Annotated in this window: 13 protein-coding genes; 4 read left to right on the top strand and 9 right to left on the bottom strand. The window is 67.5% G+C overall.

What is annotated here, in order from left to right; translation table 11 throughout:
- Window positions 1-83 precede the first annotated feature (83 nt).
- Window positions 84-1,505, top strand: coding sequence for a metalloprotease TldD (gene tldD, locus AC3A5Z_RS03590; protein WP_487518012.1), 1,422 nt, complete (start codon window positions 84-86; stop codon window positions 1,503-1,505).
- A 98-nt stretch (window positions 1,506-1,603) separates the two neighbouring features.
- Here the strand turns inward: tldD and AC3A5Z_RS03585 are convergent, their stop codons facing one another.
- From AC3A5Z_RS03585 to AC3A5Z_RS03555, 7 genes are all read right to left on the bottom strand, one after another.
- Window positions 1,604-3,928: a Tex family protein gene (locus AC3A5Z_RS03585; protein ID WP_487518011.1), complete on the bottom strand. Its 2,325-nt coding sequence runs from the start codon at window positions 3,926-3,928 to the stop codon at window positions 1,604-1,606.
- A 64-nt stretch (window positions 3,929-3,992) separates the two neighbouring features.
- Window positions 3,993-5,597, bottom strand: coding sequence for a GMC family oxidoreductase (locus AC3A5Z_RS03580; protein ID WP_487518010.1), 1,605 nt, complete (start codon window positions 5,595-5,597; stop codon window positions 3,993-3,995).
- Between the two features lie 2 nt (window positions 5,598-5,599).
- Window positions 5,600-6,592, bottom strand: a complete 993-nt coding sequence (locus AC3A5Z_RS03575) for a branched-chain amino acid ABC transporter permease (RefSeq protein WP_487518009.1) — start codon at window positions 6,590-6,592, stop codon at window positions 5,600-5,602.
- 1 nt (window position 6,593) lies between these two features.
- Complete coding sequence (locus AC3A5Z_RS03570) at window positions 6,594-7,481, bottom strand: branched-chain amino acid ABC transporter permease (protein WP_136791164.1); 888 nt, start codon at window positions 7,479-7,481, stop codon at window positions 6,594-6,596.
- A 1-nt stretch (window position 7,482) separates the two neighbouring features.
- Window positions 7,483-8,184, bottom strand: coding sequence for an ABC transporter ATP-binding protein (locus tag AC3A5Z_RS03565; RefSeq protein WP_107663761.1), 702 nt, complete (start codon window positions 8,182-8,184; stop codon window positions 7,483-7,485).
- Complete coding sequence (locus AC3A5Z_RS03560) at window positions 8,185-8,961, bottom strand: ABC transporter ATP-binding protein (RefSeq protein WP_487518008.1); 777 nt, start codon at window positions 8,959-8,961, stop codon at window positions 8,185-8,187.
- 13 nt (window positions 8,962-8,974) lie between these two features.
- Window positions 8,975-10,174: an ABC transporter substrate-binding protein gene (locus AC3A5Z_RS03555; RefSeq protein WP_487518007.1), complete on the bottom strand. Its 1,200-nt coding sequence runs from the start codon at window positions 10,172-10,174 to the stop codon at window positions 8,975-8,977.
- A gap of 215 nt (window positions 10,175-10,389) precedes the next feature.
- On the opposite strand from AC3A5Z_RS03555, the gene AC3A5Z_RS03550 reads away from it, so the two are divergent.
- Window positions 10,390-11,292: a LysR family transcriptional regulator gene (locus AC3A5Z_RS03550; RefSeq protein ID WP_487518006.1), complete on the top strand. Its 903-nt coding sequence runs from the start codon at window positions 10,390-10,392 to the stop codon at window positions 11,290-11,292.
- Here the strand turns inward: AC3A5Z_RS03550 and AC3A5Z_RS03545 are convergent, their stop codons facing one another.
- Both AC3A5Z_RS03545 and AC3A5Z_RS03540 read right to left on the bottom strand, forming a co-directional pair.
- Window positions 11,293-12,084, bottom strand: a complete 792-nt coding sequence (locus tag AC3A5Z_RS03545) for a DUF1684 domain-containing protein (protein ID WP_487518005.1) — start codon at window positions 12,082-12,084, stop codon at window positions 11,293-11,295. It lies immediately after the preceding gene.
- A 61-nt stretch (window positions 12,085-12,145) separates the two neighbouring features.
- Window positions 12,146-12,340 (bottom strand): hypothetical protein, encoded by a 195-nt coding sequence (locus tag AC3A5Z_RS03540; RefSeq protein WP_487518004.1) that lies wholly within the window; start codon window positions 12,338-12,340, stop codon window positions 12,146-12,148.
- A gap of 194 nt (window positions 12,341-12,534) precedes the next feature.
- On the opposite strand from AC3A5Z_RS03540, the gene AC3A5Z_RS03535 reads away from it, so the two are divergent.
- Both AC3A5Z_RS03535 and AC3A5Z_RS03530 read left to right on the top strand, forming a co-directional pair.
- On the top strand, window positions 12,535-13,830 hold the full coding sequence (locus tag AC3A5Z_RS03535) for a PQQ-dependent sugar dehydrogenase (protein WP_487518003.1): 1,296 nt from the start codon (window positions 12,535-12,537) through the stop codon (window positions 13,828-13,830).
- A gap of 486 nt (window positions 13,831-14,316) precedes the next feature.
- Window positions 14,317-15,495 carry a glycosyltransferase gene (locus tag AC3A5Z_RS03530; RefSeq protein ID WP_487518002.1) on the top strand — a complete coding sequence of 393 codons (1,179 nt, stop codon included), beginning with the start codon at window positions 14,317-14,319 and terminating at the stop codon, window positions 15,493-15,495.
- The last annotated feature ends 15 nt before the right edge of the window (window positions 15,496-15,510 follow it).

Raw genomic sequence — 15,510 nt, 5'->3', positions numbered from 1 at the left:
TGTGAAACCATATTAGAGCGAGATCGACAAGCAGAACAGTGCGTCATTCAGGCGCAATTGATCCATATCAAGGACATCGCCCCATGACAGACAGCCCCTTCCGCCCCTTCGAGACCCATCTTGACGAGGCGACCGCCCTCTCGGTGCTGCGGGCGGCGACGGCGGGGGCCGAGGATGGCGAGCTCTTCCTCGAACGGCGCCACTCCGAGGCGCTGGTGCTCGACGACGGCCGGGTGAAGACGGCCAGCTATGACGCGGCCGAGGGCTTCGGCCTGCGCGCGGTGAAGGGGGAGGTGGCAGGCTACGCCCATTCCACCGAAATCTCGGAGCGGGCGCTGCGCCGGGCCTCCGAAACGGCGCGGCTCGCGGTGGGCGATGGCGGTGGCACGCTGGCCGATGCGCCCTCGGGCACCAACCAGCGGCTCTACACCGATGCCGATCCGATCGCGGACGCGGCTTTTGCCACCAAGATCGACCTCCTGCGCGAGATCGACGCCTATGCCCGCGCGCTCGACCCGCGGGTGATCCAGGTCTCGGCCACCATCGCGGCCGGGCTGCAGCAGGTGGAGATCCTGCGCCCCGAGGGGCTGCGGCTCAGCGACGTGCGCCCGATGGCACGGCTGAACATCTCGGTCATCGTCGAGCAGAACGGGCGGCGCGAGTCCGGCGGCATGGGCGGCGGCGGGCGCTACGGTCTCGCCCGGCTGATGGAGCCTTCGCATTGGCAGGGCGTCGCCCGCGAGGCCTTGCGCATCGCGCTGGTGAACCTCGAGGCAGTCCCTGCCCCGGCCGGGACGATGGATGTGGTGCTGGGCGCCGGCTGGCCGGGCATCCTGTTGCACGAGGCCATCGGCCACGGGCTCGAGGGCGACTTCAACCGCAAGCAGACCTCGGCCTTCGCCGGGCTGATGGGCCAGCAGATCGCGGCGCGCGGCGTCACCGTGCTCGACGACGGCACGATCCCCGACCGCCGCGGCTCGATCTCGGTCGATGACGAGGGTACGCCCTCGGGCAAGAACGTGCTGATCGAGGATGGCATCCTCGTCGGCTACATGCAGGACAGGCAGAACGCCCGGCTGATGGGGGTGAAGCCCACCGGCAACGGGCGACGCGAGAGCTATGCGCATATCCCGATGCCGCGGATGACCAATACCTACATGCTGGGCGGCGATGCCGAGCCCTCGGAGATCGTCGCCTCGCTGAAGGACGGGATCTATGCGGTGGGCTTCGGCGGCGGTCAGGTCGACATCACCAACGGCAAGTTCGTCTTCTCCTGCACCGAGGCCTACCGGGTGCAGAACGGCAAGATCGGCGCCCCGGTGAAGGGCGCCACGCTGATCGGCGACGGCGCGACGGCGCTAAAGCAGATCCGGGCGATCGGCAACGACATGGCGCTCGACCCGGGCATCGGCAATTGCGGCAAGCAGGGCCAATGGGTGCCGGTGGGCGTGGGCCAGCCGACGCTGCTGATCGGCGGGCTGACCGTGGGCGGCAGCGCGACCTGACCGCGATCGGGGCAGCGAGACCTCGGGCCTCCTGCCCCCAAGACTTTCAGAAAAGTCTTGGGAAAATCCTTCTGAAGGATTTTCCGTCCCGCCGCCGGTCAGTCGCGCTTGAAGGCCCCGCGCAGCGCATCGCTGAAGGCATTGCCCGAAGACGCGCCCTGCGGCGCCGCGGATTTCGGCAGGGGCTTCGCCCCCCGCTGCGGCGCCGGTCCGCGCGGCCCGCGTTCGGCCACCGCCTCGCGCGCCTCGGCACTGTCCTTCTTCATGGTCAGGCCGATACGCTTGCGGGCCACATCGACCTCGACCACCCGCACCTTCACCACATCGCCGGCCTTCACCACCTCATGCGGGTCCTTCACGAAGCGGTCGGCCAGCTGGCTCACGTGCACCAGCCCGTCCTGATGCACGCCAATGTCGACGAAGGCACCGAAGGCCGCGACATTGGTCACCGTGCCTTCCAGCATCATCCCCGGCTTCAGATCCTTGATGTCCTCCACCCCGTCGGTGAAGGTCGCGGTCTTGAACGAGGGGCGCGGGTCGCGGCCCGGCTTTTCCAGCTCCGCCAGAATGTCCCTCACCGTCGGCAGGCCGAAGCGCTCGTCGGTGAAGTCCGAGGGGTCCAGCGCCCGCAGCCGCGAGGGCTCGGCGGTCAGGCTGCGCAGGTCGCGGCCGCAGGCCGCCACGATCCGCCGCGCCACGTCATAGGCCTCGGGGTGGACCGAGGAGGCGTCGAGCGGCTCCTTGCCATCCGGGATGCGCAGGAAGCCCGCCGCCTGCTCGAAGGCGCGCGGGCCAAGCCGCGCGACTTTCAGGAGATCGCGGCGCTTGGCGAAGGGGCCGTTGGCGTCGCGATGCGCCACGATGGCCTCGGCCAGCGTCGGGCCGACGCCCGAGACCCGCGCCAGCAGCGGCGCCGAGGCGGTGTTGAGATCCACCCCCACCGCGTTCACCGCATCCTCCACCACCGCCTCCAGCGAACGACCGAGGCGGTGCTGGTCCACGTCATGCTGATACTGGCCGACGCCGATCGACTTCGGCTCGATCTTCACCAGCTCGGCCAGCGGGTCCTGCAGGCGGCGGGCGATGGAGACCGCGCCGCGCAGCGAGACGTCGAGGGTCGGGAACTCGGTCGCCGCCAGCTGGCTCGCGGAATAGACCGAGGCCCCCGCCTCCGAGACGATGACCTTCACCGGCTTCGGCGCGTCGCCCGGCAGCACGGCCAGCATGTCGGAGACCATCTTTTCCGTCTCGCGGCTGGCGGTGCCGTTGCCGATGGCGATCAGCGCCACGCCATGCTTGCGGATCAGCTGCGCCATCTCCACCTGCGCGCCGCGCAGGTCGTTCTTGGGCTGGAACGGGTAGATGGTCGAGGTGGCGAGCAGTTTGCCCGTGCCATCCACCACCGCGATCTTGCAGCCGGTGCGGATGCCTGGGTCGATGCCCATGGTCGCCTTGCCGCCCGCGGGCGCCGCCAGCAGCAGGTCCTTGAGGTTGCGCGCGAAGACCTGGATCGCCTCGGCCTCGGCCCGCTCGCGCAGCTCGCCCATCAGGTCGAGCGTCAGCGAGGTGCGCAGCTTCACCCGCCAGGCCCAGCTTGCCGCCTCGCGCAGCCACTGGTCGCCCGGCCCCTTGCCGCCCGCCTGCAGCGCCGCCCCCGCCATCCGCTCCGCCGGGCTGTCGCCCCGCGCCGCGTCGGCATCCACCTCCAGATCGAGCGTCAGGAACCCCTCGTTCCGCCCGCGCAGCATGGCGAGCACCCGGTGGCCCGCCGCCTTCGACCAGTCCTCGGAATGGGCGAAATAATCGGAGAACTTGGCGCCCTCGGCCTCCTTGCCCTCCACCACCTTCGCGGCGACCCGGCCGACCGATTTCATGTGGCTACGCAGCCGCCCGAGCAGATCGGCGTTCTCGGCCAGCCCCTCCGCCACGATGTCGCGCGCGCCCTCCAGCGCCGCCTTCACATCCGACACCGCCTCGGTGACGAAACCTGCCGCCAGCTCGGCGGGCGCCTGACTGCGGTCGGCCAGAATCGCCTCGGCCAGCGGGCCCAGCCCGTTCTCGCGGGCGATCATCGCCTTGGTCCGGCGCTTCACCTTGTAGGGCAGGTAGATGTCCTCGAGCTCGGCCTTGGTCACCACCTTGGCGATCGAGGCTTCCAGCTCCGGCGTCAGCTTGCCCTGATCGCGGATCGAGCCGAGGATCGCCACCCGCCGCGCTTCCAGCTCGCGCAGATAGGCCAGCCGCTCCGAGAGCGTGCGCAGCTGCGTGTCGTCCAGCCCCCCGGTCGCCTCCTTGCGGTAGCGCGCGACGAAGGGCACCGTGGCCCCGCCGTCGAGCAGGTCGATGGCGGCGGCCACCTGATCGGGGCGGGCGGCGATCTCAGTAGCGATGAGGGCGGGAATCCGGCGAAGGGCGTCAGTCATGGAGGGTCCGGTCACTGGGGAAACGAGCGCGGACCATACCCCTCCGCCCCCCGGAGGGGAAGTCTCAGGTCAGCGCCTTCGCATCGGCCAGGATCATCTCCGCCGCCTTCTCGGCGATCATCACCGTGGGCGAGTTGGTGTTGCCCGAGGTGATCGTCGGCATGATCGAGGCATCCGCGATCCGGAGCCGCCCCAGCGCGCGGAAGCGCAGCCGTGGGTCCACGACGCTGGCCTCGTCCGCGCCCATGCGGCAGGTGCCGACGGGGTGGAAGATCGTCGTGCCGATCTCGCCCGCCGCCCGCACCAGATCCTCGCGGCTCTGCAGGGCGGCGCCGGGGCGGTATTCCTCGGGGCGGAAGCGGGCGAAGGCGGGCTGCGCCGCGATCTCGCGCGTCAGCCGGATCGAGCGCACCGCCACCTCGCGGTCGCTCTCGGTCGAAAGGTAGTTCGGCGCGATGGCGGGCTGCTGCATCGGATCGGCGCTGGTCAGATGCACCGAGCCGCGGCTGTCGGGGCGCAGGTTGCAGACCGAGGCAGTCATCGCCGGGAACGGGTGCACCTTGTCGCCGAACTTGTCGAGCGAGACCGGCTGGACGTGATACTCCAGATCCGCCGTCTCCTTCTCGGGCCCCGAGCGGGTGAAGATGCCGACCTGACTGGGCGCCATCGACATCGGCCCCTTGCGCGACAGAAGATATTCCGCGCCGATGCTGGCCTTGCCGAACAGGCTCGAGGCCTTCTCGTTCAGCGTCGGCACGCCATGCACCTTGTAGACCAGCCGCAGCTGCAGATGGTCCTGCAGGTTCTCGCCCACCCCGGCCACCTCCTTGACCGGCGCGATGCCCGCGGCAGACAGCACATCGCCGCGCCCGATGCCCGACAGCTCAAGGATATGCGGCGAGCCGATCGCGCCGGCGCTCAGCACCGTCTCGCGGGTGGCGCGGGCCTCTTTCAATTCGCCGCCGTGGCGGAAGCTGACGCCGGTCACCTCGCCGTCCTCGACCACCAGCCGCTGCACCTGCGCATGGGTCAGCACCCGCAGGTTCGGCCGCTTCATCGCCGGGCGCAGGAAGGCCTTCGAGGTGTTCCAGCGGATGCCCGAGCGCTGGTTCACGTCGAAATAACCACCGCCCTCGTTGTCGCCGGTATTGAAATCCTCGACCCGCGGGATGCCCGCCTGCTCCGCCGCCTCGAGGAAGGCGTCGAGCACCGCCCAGCGGATGCGCGCCTTCTCCACCCGCCATTCGCCGCCGGTGCCGTGATGCTCGCCCACGCCGCGGTAATGGTCGAGCTGGCGGCGGAACACCGGCACCACGTCGTCCCAGCCCCAGCCGGTGCAGCCCAGCTGCCGCCACTGGTCGTAGTCGCGCGACTGGCCGCGCATGTAGATCATGCCGTTGATCGAGGAACAGCCGCCCAGCACCTTGCCGCGTGGATAGTTCAGCACCCGCCCGTTCAGCCCCGGCTCGGGCGCGGTGGTGAAGCACCAGTCGGTGCGCGGGTTGTTGATGCAGTAGAGATAGCCGACCGGGATATGCACCCAATGGTAGTTGTCGCTGCCCCCCGCCTCCAAGAGCAGGACGCGGGTCTTCGGGTCGGCCGAAAGCCGGTTGGCCAGCACGCAACCGGCGCTGCCCGCGCCGATCACGATGTAGTCGTAGCTGTCCATGCTCATTTCTCCGGATTGAAGCCCAGCGAGCGGCCGATGCGCGAGGCGTAGAACTCGCCCACCAGACCGCGGCGGAACAGGAGCACGCAGGCCATGAACACCACGCCGGTGATGATCGTCACCGGGAAGTCCGAGGTGGCGAGATAGTTTTGCAGCGTCACCACGATGCCCGCGCCGAAGACCGGGCCGATCAGCGTGCCGATGCCGCCCAAGAGCGTCATCAGGATCACCTCGCCCGACATCTGCCAGGTCACGTCGGTCAGCGTGGCGAACTGGAACACCAGCGCCTTCAGCCCACCCGCCATGCCGGTGAGCGTCGCCGACATGACGAAGGCCGCCAGCTTGTAGCGCGCCACCGAATAGCCGAGCGAGATCGCCCGGTTCTCGTTCTCGCGGATCGACTTCAGGATCATGCCGAAAGGCGAGTTCACGATGCGCCAGATCAGCGCCATGCCGATCAGGAACACCGCCAGCACGAAGAAATACATGTTGGTGGTGTCGGAGAGGTTGATGAAGCCGAAGAGATGCCCGCGCGGGATCGATTGCAGCCCGTCCTCGCCATGGGTGAAGCTGGACTGCACGCAGAAGAAGAAGAACATCTGGCTCAGCGCCAGCGTGATCATGGCGAAGTAGATCCCCTGCCGCCGGATGGCGATCAGCCCCATGACGAGACCCAGCACGGCGGCGCCTGCCATCCCCAAGAGGATGCCGAGCTCCGGCGGGAAGCCCCAGACCTTCACCGCATGGCCGGTGAAATAGGCCGCGCCGCCGAAGAAGGCCGCGTGGCCGAAGGACAGAAGGCCGGTGTAGCCGAGGAGCAGGTTGAAGGCCGCCGCGAAGAGCGCGAAGCACAGGAGCTTCATCAGGAAGATCGGGTAGAGGAAGAACGGCGCTGCCAGCAGCAGGGCCAGCAGGATCAGCAGGAGGCCGGTCTTCAGCGCGGAGGCCTTCGGATGCGCGACCCGTGCCTCGGTGTTTGTGTGACTATGCGCCATCTCAGACATCCTTTCCGAACAGACCCGCCGGGCGCAGGATGAGAACGATCGCCATGATGACGAAGATCACGATGTTGGAGGCTTCGGGGTAGAAGACCTTGGTCAGCCCCTCGGCGATCCCCAGAAGATAACCGGTGACGATAGCCCCGAGGATCGAGCCCATGCCGCCGACGACGACCACCGCGAAGACGATGATGATCAGGTTCGATCCCATCAGCGGCGAGACCTGATAGACCGGCGCCGCCAGCACCCCGGCAAAACCCGCCAGCGCCGCCCCGAGCCCGTAGGTCAGCGTCAGCAGCAAAGGCACGTTCACGCCGAAGCTCTGCACCAGCGTCGGGTTCTCCGTCGCCGCCCGCAGATAGGCGCCGAGCTTCGTCTTCTCGATCAAGAGCCAGATGCCGAGGCAGACCGCCAGCGAGGCCACGACCACCCAGCCGCGATAGACCGGCAGGAACATGAAGCCGAGGTTCATCCCGCCGCCCAGCGAGGGCGGTGCGGCATAAGGCGAGCCCGAGGCGCCGAAGAAGTAGCGGAAGGTGCCCTCAATGGTCAGCGCGAGGCCGAAGGTGAAGAGAAGCCCGTAGAGCGGATCGAGCTTGTAGAGCCGCGACAGCATCGTCCGCTCGATCACCGCGCCGAAGAGGCCGACGATCAGCGGGGCGAGGATCAGCGCCGGCCAGTAGCCGATGCCGCCATGGGTCGCCAGCAGCAGCGCCACGAAGGCGCCCAGCATGTATTGCGCGCCGTGGGCGAAGTTGATGACCCGCAGCAGACCGAAGATCACCGCGAGGCCGAGCGACAGCAGCGCATAGAACGACCCGTTGATCAGGCCGACCAGCAGTTGCCCCATCAGCGCCTGGACGGGGATGCCGAATATCATCGTCATGTCAGACCCCCAGAACCGTGTTGAGCATGTCCATCCGCTGCGGCAGCTCGCCCACCGGGAACTCCGCGACCATCTCGCCGTGGTCCATCAGGTAGAAGCGGTCGGCGACCTTGGAGGCGAAGCGGAAGTTCTGCTCCACCAGCACCACGGTCATGCCGCGCTTCTTCAGCTCCACCAGCACCTCGCCGATCCGCTGGATGATGACCGGGGCCAGCCCCTCGGTCGGCTCGTCGAGCAAGAGGCACTTTGCCCCGGTGCGCAGGATGCGCGCCATGGCCAGCATCTGCTGCTCGCCGCCCGACAGCTTGGTGCCGGGGCTGGAGCGGCGCTCCTCGAGGTTCGGGAACAGCGTGTAGATCTCGCGCACCGTCATGCCACCCGGCGCGACCACCGGCGGCAGCATCAGGTTCTCCTCCACCGTCAGCGTGGCGAAGATCCCCCGCTCTTCCGGCACGAAACCGAGACCCGCCTTCGCCGTCTTGTGCAAGGGCACGTTCATCATGTCCTGCCCGGCGAAGCTGATCTGCCCCGTCCGCTTGCGCAGGATGCCCATGATGCTGCGCAGCGTCGTGGTCTTGCCCATGCCGTTGCGGCCGAGAATGCAGATCATCTCGCCTTCGTTGACATGCAGATCCACGCCATGCAGCACATGGCTTTCCCCATACCAGGCCTGAAGCCCGGCCACGTTCAGAAGCGGGGCCATCTAGTCCTCCGTTCCCATATAGGCGGTGCGCACCCGGTGGTCCTGACTGACGCTGGCGTAATCGCCTTCGGCGATGATCTCGCCGCGCTGCAGGACGGTGACGTGGTGGCAGATGTCGGCGACGACGCTGAGGTTGTGTTCCACCATCAGCACGGCGCGGGTTCGGGCGACGTCGCGGATGATGTCGGCCACCATGCGCACGTCCTCCTGCCCCATCCCGGCCATCGGCTCGTCCAGGAGCAGCACTTCGGGATCGAGTGCCAGTGTGGTCGCGATCTCCAGCACGCGCTTGCGGCCGTAGGACAGGTCGGCAGCGCGGGTGTCACGGTATTGCGTCAGCCCCAGGTCCTCGATCAGCGTTTCGGCCCGCGCGTCGAGCCGGTCGAGCGAGGACAGCGGCAGCCAGAACTGCACGGCGAGCCCCGCCGGCCGCTGCAGCGCCACCTTCACGTTCTCCAGCACCGTCAGATGCGGAAAGACGGCCGAGATCTGGAACGACCGCACCATCCCCATCCGCGCCACCTTGTCGGGCTTGGTATGGGTGATGTCGGTCCCCAGCAGGGTGATCTTGCCGGTCGTCGGCTGCAGGAACTTGGTCAGCAGGTTGAAGACCGTGGTCTTGCCCGCGCCGTTCGGCCCGATCAGCGCGTGGATCTGGGCATGATGCACATCGAGGTTGACGTTGCTGACGGCCGCGAAGCCGCCGAAGGTCTTGCCGAGGCCGCGGGCGGTAAGCACCACCCGCGGCTGGCTCTGCGTCTGGGCAGAGGCGGTCATGCTGCGGCCCGGATCAGTTGGTGACCAGCGGGCAACCGCTTTGCGCCGGGTCGAGATAGGCCTGATCGCCGGGGATCGTCGCCTTCACGTTGAAGTAGTCCCAGGGCGTTTCGCTCTCGCCGGGCTTCTTCACTTCCAGCAGGTAGACGTCCGAGATCATCCGCCCGTTGGCCGCGACCTTGCCGTTCCCGGCGAAGATGTCCTCGACCGGCAGCTCGTGCAGCTTGGCCGCAACCGCCTCGGTCTCGTCGCCGCCCGCAGCCTCGATGGCCTTGAGATAGGACATCACCGCCGAATAGGTGCCGGTGTGGACCATGTTCGGCATGACGCCGGTCTTCTCCATGAAGCGGTTGCCGAATTCGGCCGTCTCCGGGGTGCGGTTCCAGTAGAAGCTCTCGGTCAGCGTCAGACCCTGCGCCGCTTCCAGCCCCAGCCCGTGCACTTCGGCCAGCGTGAACAGCAGCGCCGCGAGACGCTGGCCCGACTGGACGATGCCGAATTCCGAGGCCTGCTTGATGGCGTTCTGCGTGTCCATCCCGGCATTGGCCAGACCGATCACCTTGGCCCCCGAGGCCTGCGCCTGCAGCAGGAAGGAGGAGAAATCGGTGGTCGAGAGCGGGTGCCGCACCGCGCCCATCACGTTGCCGCCCTCTTCCTTCACATAGGTCGAGGTCTGCTCTTCCAGCGAGTAGCCGAAGGCATAGTCGGCGGTCAGGAAGAACCACGAATCCCCGCCCTGCTCCACCAGCGCGCCGCCGGTGCCGACGGCCAGCGCATGGGTGTCATAGGCCCAGTGGAAACCGATGGGCGAGCATTGCGCCCCGGTCAGCTCCGTCGTGGCCGCGCCGGTGGTGATGGTGATCTTGTTGGCTTCCTTCGACAGCGCCTGCACGGCGAGCGCCACGGAAGAGGTGGTCAGCTCCATGATCGCATCGACCTGTTCGGTATCGTACCACTGGCGCGCGATGTTGGAGGCGATATCGGCCTTGTTCTGGTGGTCGGCAGTGACGACCTCGATCGGCATGTCCATGACGGTGCCGCCGAAATCCTCCACGGCCATCTTCGCGGCCTCGAAGCTGTACTTGCCGCCGAAGTCGGCATAGACGCCCGACTGGTCGTTCAGGATGCCGATCTTGACCTTGCCGTCCGAAATCTCGGCCAGAGCCGGTCCCGCCGTTGCAATGACAGCCGCCGACAGAAGAAGTTTGCGCATGGTTTCCTCCCAGAAATCGCCTCAGACCTGCTTGTGCCACCGGCCCCCGGCAATTCCGGGCGACGGCGGCTGGATCTGTTCAAAAACGTCCCGTCCGGCCTCCTCAAACCGGATGGACGCGTAACGATCATACGGATTCCCTTTTGACACAAGCCTCAGCCGTTAACTAATTTCATACAGGGTCTGTTCTTTTTCGGACAGACAAGGAGTGACGTATGGTCAATTTCACATGGGACGACCTGCAATTCTTCCTTGCAGTCGCCCGCACGGGACAACTTTCGGGTGCGGCGCGGCAGCTGCGCACCAGCCATGTCACCGTTTCGCGGCGGATCGACCGGCTGGAGGGCTCGTTGAAGCTGCGGCTGTTCGAGCGCAATCCGCGCGGCTACGAGCTGACCGCCATGGGCCGCCGGCTGGTCGAGACCGCCGAGCGGATGGAGGCCGAGGCGGAGCGGATGAACGTCGACCTTCTGGGCGACGGCGCCGGGCAGCGCGGCCTGTTGCGCATGGCGACGCCCGAGGGGTTCGGCAGCTACTTCAGCCGCAACCTCCTCGGCCCCTTCAGCCGGCGCTATCCAAACATCGCGCTGGAGCTGATCACCCTGCCGCAGATCATGGCCCTGTCACGGCGCGAGGCCGACATCTCGGTGGTGCTCGACCCGCCCAAGGCCAGCCCCTACCGCTCCGAGAAGATCAGCGACTACAGCCTGCACATCTTCGCCGCCCGCAGCTATCTGGAGCAGCATCCGCCGATCCTGACCCGCGACCAGCTGCTCGACCATCCGTTCATCGGCTATATCGAGGAGATGATCTTCGCCCCCGGACTCGACTATCTGGGCGAGGTGCATCCGGGCATCCGGGCCAGCGTGAAGAGCTCCAGCATCTTCAACCAGCTTGCGGCGACGAAGCTGGGCCTCGGGCTCTGCGTGCTGCCGCATTTCATTGCCGGGCGCCGGCCCGACCTGCAGATCGTGCTGCCCGAGGAAGTCGCGCTGCGGCGCAGCTACTGGCTCACCACCCACCGCGACGTGGGCACCATGCCGCGCGAGCGCTCGGTCATGGCCTTCCTGCTGGAAGCGGGGCGCGAACATGCGCCCCACCTGAACCGCCCGGCCTGATCAGGGCCTGAGCTCGCCCGCCTCGATGCGGAACGGCAGGATGTTCTCGCGCGGGGGCAGCGGGCAGATCGCGAAATCGGTGAAAGCGCAGGGCGGGTTGAAGGCCTTGTTGAAATCCAGCGTGATCCCGCCCCCGCCGATCTCCTCGCCATAGAGGAAGCGCGAGGCGGCATAGGTCGCATCGCGCGCGGTCAGGTCGCGGAAGACGAACATCGGCTTGCCGGCCTTCACATGCGTCGGCAGCAGTTCCACCTCGGCGCCCTCGTGGTGGAACACCGCGCGATGGGTCAGCGTGACCGAGGTCGTGACGCCATTCACCATGCCGATGGCAAGGCTGGATGGCGCCGCCATCTCCCGCCACTCCGCCCGCAGCCGCCATGCCGGATCGAGCGGGAAATGCCTCAGCCCGGCGAAGCCGTTTCGCGAAACTGGATCGGTATCGCGCACCCGCAGCGCATGAACGCCTTCCAGCAGCGTCATCTCAAGCAGAAGCCCGGCATGAAGCAGGCGCGGCGGTGCGTCGGGCACGGGCTCAAAGGCCAGCGGCGCACCGCCCTCGGGCGTCAGCCGCGTGCCGGAAGCATCCCCGGAAGCATCCAGCGTCAGCTCGCCAAGCCGGGCCGGACCGACGCTCAGCACGATATCCAGCCCCGGCGCCGAGCCGATGCTGTAGCGACCCGGCTCCAGCTCCACCCGATCCGTCAGGTTGAGCCAGCCGTCATCGGCCAGAAGATCCGCCAGCCGCCACGCGCGCCAGCCCTCTATCTCGGTCGCATAGATGTCCTGCGCCATGTCGCCCCCTTGATGAAGGCGGCGATCCTAGCCGAGGTCGGCGGCAGCGCAAGCCCTGCGGTCAGGCGGCGCGGAACAGATGCGGCGCGACGATCAGCACCATCAGCGCGGCATAGGCCAGACCGAAGACCACAAGTGCCAAGACCCGCTGGGCCTTGTGGCGGCGCTCGAAGCCGGTCTGCCAGGTCTGCGCGACCAGCGGCGCGGGCCCGACCTTGACCGAGTCATTCAGATGTGTGGCAGCTACATTTCTCATCGCAAGACCCCCCCGGGCAGCGTCCAGCATTCGAATCCTCGAATACTCTATAAACTGACTGTAGTATTTTCCGGCCAAAAGTCCATCCCAATCTCCCCACCCCCACCGGGCCGGCAAGAGCCCGCAAATCCATCTCGACGGTTTCAAGGCGCCCAGGCTTGCATTAGGCTGGCTGCGGACAAAGTGAGGGACAGATGAGCATATCCGATGTGACCGCCCGCGTCGTCGCCATGGTTGGCGCGGCGCTGATCGTGAAGCGGCGCTGGGGCGTGGGCGAGGCGGCGCAGGCCGTCGGGACCGCTCCCGCGATCCCGCCCGCCAAGCCGCAGGCCATTCCGACGCTGAAGATGCCCACCGCCAAGGGCTGGGACGCCGGGCGCACCCCGGTCGCCGCCGCGGGGCTCAAGGTGAACGGCTTCGCGCTGGGGCTGAAGCATCCGCGCTGGATCCAGACCATGCCGAACGGCGACGTTCTGGTGGCCGAGGCCCTGTCGGAGCCGGGCGGCATCAAGTCGATGTTCGATTACGCGATGCAGAGCACGATGAAGCGCGCCGCCGCCTCGGGCGTCAGCCCCAACCGCATCACCCTCCTGCGCGACAGCGATGGCGACGGCGTGGCCGAAGTGCGGCATGTTTTCAAGGACGGGCTGAACCAGCCCTTCGGCATGGCGCTGGTGCAGGGCACCTTCTACGTCGGCAACACCGACGGCGTGGTCGCCTTCCCCTATACCGAGGGGGCGACCCGGCTGGAGGGCGAGGGCAAGAAGCTCGTCAGCTTCAAGCCCGCCGGCCACTGGACGCGCAGCCTCCTGCCCAGCCCCGATGGGCACAAGCTCTATGCCGGGGTCGGCTCGCTCAGCAACATCGCCGATGACGGCATGGCGGTGGAGGAAGGCCGGGCGGCGATCCACGAACTCGATCTGGAAACCGGCGCCTCGCGCATCTTCGCCGGCGGCCTGCGCAACCCGGTCGGCATGGCCTGGGAGCCGCAGACCGAGACGCTCTGGACCGTGGTGAACGAGCGCGACGGTCTGGGCGACGAGACCCCGCCCGACTACCTCACCTCGGTGCAGGACGGCGGCTTCTACGGCTGGCCCTATTGCTACTGGGGCCAGACGGTCGATGACCGCGTGCCGCAGGACGCGTCGATGGTGGCCAAGGCGATACGCCCCGACTACGCGCTCGGCGGGCATACCGCCTCGCTCGGTCTCTGCTGGATGCCGGCGGGCACCCTGCCCGGCTTCCCGGACGGCATGGTGATCGGCCAGCACGGCTCGTGGAACCGCAGCACCCTGCGCGGCTACCGCGTGGTCTTCGTGCCCTTCGAGAACGGCAAGCCTGCGGGGCCGCCGCGCGACATCCTCACCGGCTTCCTCGCGCCGGACGAGAAGGTCTCCTACGGGCGCCCGGTGGGCGTGGCGATCGGGCCCGACGGCTCGCTTCTGGTGGCCGACGACGTGGGCGACGCCATCTGGCGCGTCACCGGCTGAGCCCGACCACCCGGCCCCTACGACCTCAAGGCGCAGCCCCCGGCTGCGCCTTCTGCCTTTCCGCAGGGTCAGGTGCGGCGCCATTCCGCCCAGCCGTTGACCGTTCCGGGGGCACCTCCGCGCGCGAATGCAACCTGGGGTTGCCGTGGAAAGTTTTGGCGCAACCTCAATAAGTTAGTGCGGCAAATTCACGGCGGAGAACTGCCGAAAGCGCTTGCGCGAGTCGGGCGTTGTGCAACATTGACAGTCAGATTACGTGGTTGAGTTGGAGTGCCAGTCTGTTTCGCGACTAGCCTATGAGTATCGCCCGAAGTTATTGCCAGACCCGCCCGTGACCCGTGGCCATGGAAGATTGCCCGCAATCTGACAACCCTTCGGCCCGCGCACCGGCAAACCCGAAAGACCCCACGGCATCTGTCCGCATTTTCGCGGATCCCGGCCCCGCTGACCTGCCCGCCGTATTTTTGAGACCAGAGGATTGCACCGATGACCGCCCGCAACTGCCTTTTCATTTCGACCTTCAACATGGACGCGCGGCCCTGGAGCGGTGTGCCCTTCGAATTCGCCGATGTGGTCTCGCAGATCGAGACGACGACGGTCCTCGCCCCCCGCGACCGCTTCTACGACAAGAGCAACCAGAGCAAGCCGCCGTCGCTGTCGCTCGCGGCCAAGCTCGACGTGAAGCTGCGCAAGCTGCAGGACAGATATGTCCCGCGGATGGAGCCGGTGACGCTGGACGAGGATTACGACGTCACATTCTACACCTGCCAGTTCATCTACGAGATCGAGGAGATCGAGCAGATCCGCCGCTGGCGTCAGCGGTCCGGCATCGCGGTGCTCTTCATCCTCGAGACCTTTTCCTCGACCTTCGAGCGCTGGAAGGAGAAGCTGAAACGGCTCGACTCCTTCGACCACATCTTCGTGCTGAACGGCTCCAGCATGTCGCAGCTCGCGCGCTACACCAGCACGCCGATCACCCAGCTCTCCACCGCCACCGACTGCATGCTGACCACGCCCTTCGATCGCCAGCCAGAGCGCGGCATCGACATCTGCTGCCTCGGCCGCCGCGATCCCAAGCTGCATGAGCGCCTGCTGAGCATCTCGCAGGAGAAGGGCTGGCTCTACCACTACGACGTCTGGACCAACTTCGAGATGCGCGACAGCTGGGGCGAGGTGCGCCGCTACAACGCCGAGATGATCAAGCGCAGCCGCTACTACCTGTCCTTCGATCCGGGCGACAAGTCGGCGGTGCGGGAATCGGTTGCCAAGGACCGCGTGCTGACCACCCGCTATTTCGAGGGCGCGGCCGGCGGCGCCGTGGTGCTGGGCACCGCGCCGGACTGCCCCGAGTTTCACGACGCCTTCGACTGGGACGATGCGCTCGTCCCGGTAGAGGGCGATCCGACCGGGGTGCTGCGCGCGCTGGAGGCCGACCCCGCGCGCGTCGCCCGCATCCGCCGCGACAACGTGGCCAATTCGCTGCGCAAGCACGACTGGGCGCATCGCTGGAAGCGGGTGGTCGATGCCCTCGGTCTCGCCCCGACGCTGAACCACGAACGCCGCCTGCAGCGCCTCGCCCTGATGGCCGCGCAGGTCGACAGCTTCGAGGCCCCGCAGGTCGAGGGCGACAACGTGATCCCCTTCGGCGTCGTCGCCACCGGCTGACGCGGCGGCACCGCC

It is taken from the genome of Cereibacter sp. Soil_C_27 (assembly GCF_057657095.1).
The sequence above is the reverse complement of the archived record's forward strand: the minus strand, read 5'-3'. Positions and strand labels throughout refer to the sequence as shown.

What these genes read in the sequence shown, in the direction of transcription:
- AC3A5Z_RS03580 (WP_487518010.1), bottom strand. Translation starts at nt 5,597, where the DNA reads ATGGACAGCTACGACTACATCGTGATCGGCGCGGGCAGCGCCGGTTGC.
- AC3A5Z_RS03560 (WP_487518008.1), bottom strand. Translation starts at nt 8,961, where the DNA reads ATGACCGCCTCTGCCCAGACGCAGAGCCAGCCGCGGGTGGTGCTTACC.
- AC3A5Z_RS03575 (WP_487518009.1), bottom strand. Translation starts at nt 6,592, where the DNA reads ATGGCGCATAGTCACACAAACACCGAGGCACGGGTCGCGCATCCGAAG.
- AC3A5Z_RS03545 (WP_487518005.1), bottom strand. Translation starts at nt 12,084, where the DNA reads ATGGCGCAGGACATCTATGCGACCGAGATAGAGGGCTGGCGCGCGTGG.
- AC3A5Z_RS03565 (WP_107663761.1), bottom strand. Translation starts at nt 8,184, where the DNA reads ATGGCCCCGCTTCTGAACGTGGCCGGGCTTCAGGCCTGGTATGGGGAA.
- AC3A5Z_RS03540 (WP_487518004.1), bottom strand. Translation starts at nt 12,340, where the DNA reads ATGAGAAATGTAGCTGCCACACATCTGAATGACTCGGTCAAGGTCGGG.
- AC3A5Z_RS03570 (WP_136791164.1), bottom strand. Translation starts at nt 7,481, where the DNA reads ATGACGATGATATTCGGCATCCCCGTCCAGGCGCTGATGGGGCAACTG.
- AC3A5Z_RS03555 (WP_487518007.1), bottom strand. Translation starts at nt 10,174, where the DNA reads ATGCGCAAACTTCTTCTGTCGGCGGCTGTCATTGCAACGGCGGGACCG.
- AC3A5Z_RS03585 (WP_487518011.1), bottom strand. Translation starts at nt 3,928, where the DNA reads ATGACTGACGCCCTTCGCCGGATTCCCGCCCTCATCGCTACTGAGATC.
- tldD (WP_487518012.1), top strand. Translation starts at nt 84, where the DNA reads ATGACAGACAGCCCCTTCCGCCCCTTCGAGACCCATCTTGACGAGGCG.
- AC3A5Z_RS03530 (WP_487518002.1), top strand. Translation starts at nt 14,317, where the DNA reads ATGACCGCCCGCAACTGCCTTTTCATTTCGACCTTCAACATGGACGCG.
- AC3A5Z_RS03535 (WP_487518003.1), top strand. Translation starts at nt 12,535, where the DNA reads ATGAGCATATCCGATGTGACCGCCCGCGTCGTCGCCATGGTTGGCGCG.
- AC3A5Z_RS03550 (WP_487518006.1), top strand. Translation starts at nt 10,390, where the DNA reads ATGGTCAATTTCACATGGGACGACCTGCAATTCTTCCTTGCAGTCGCC.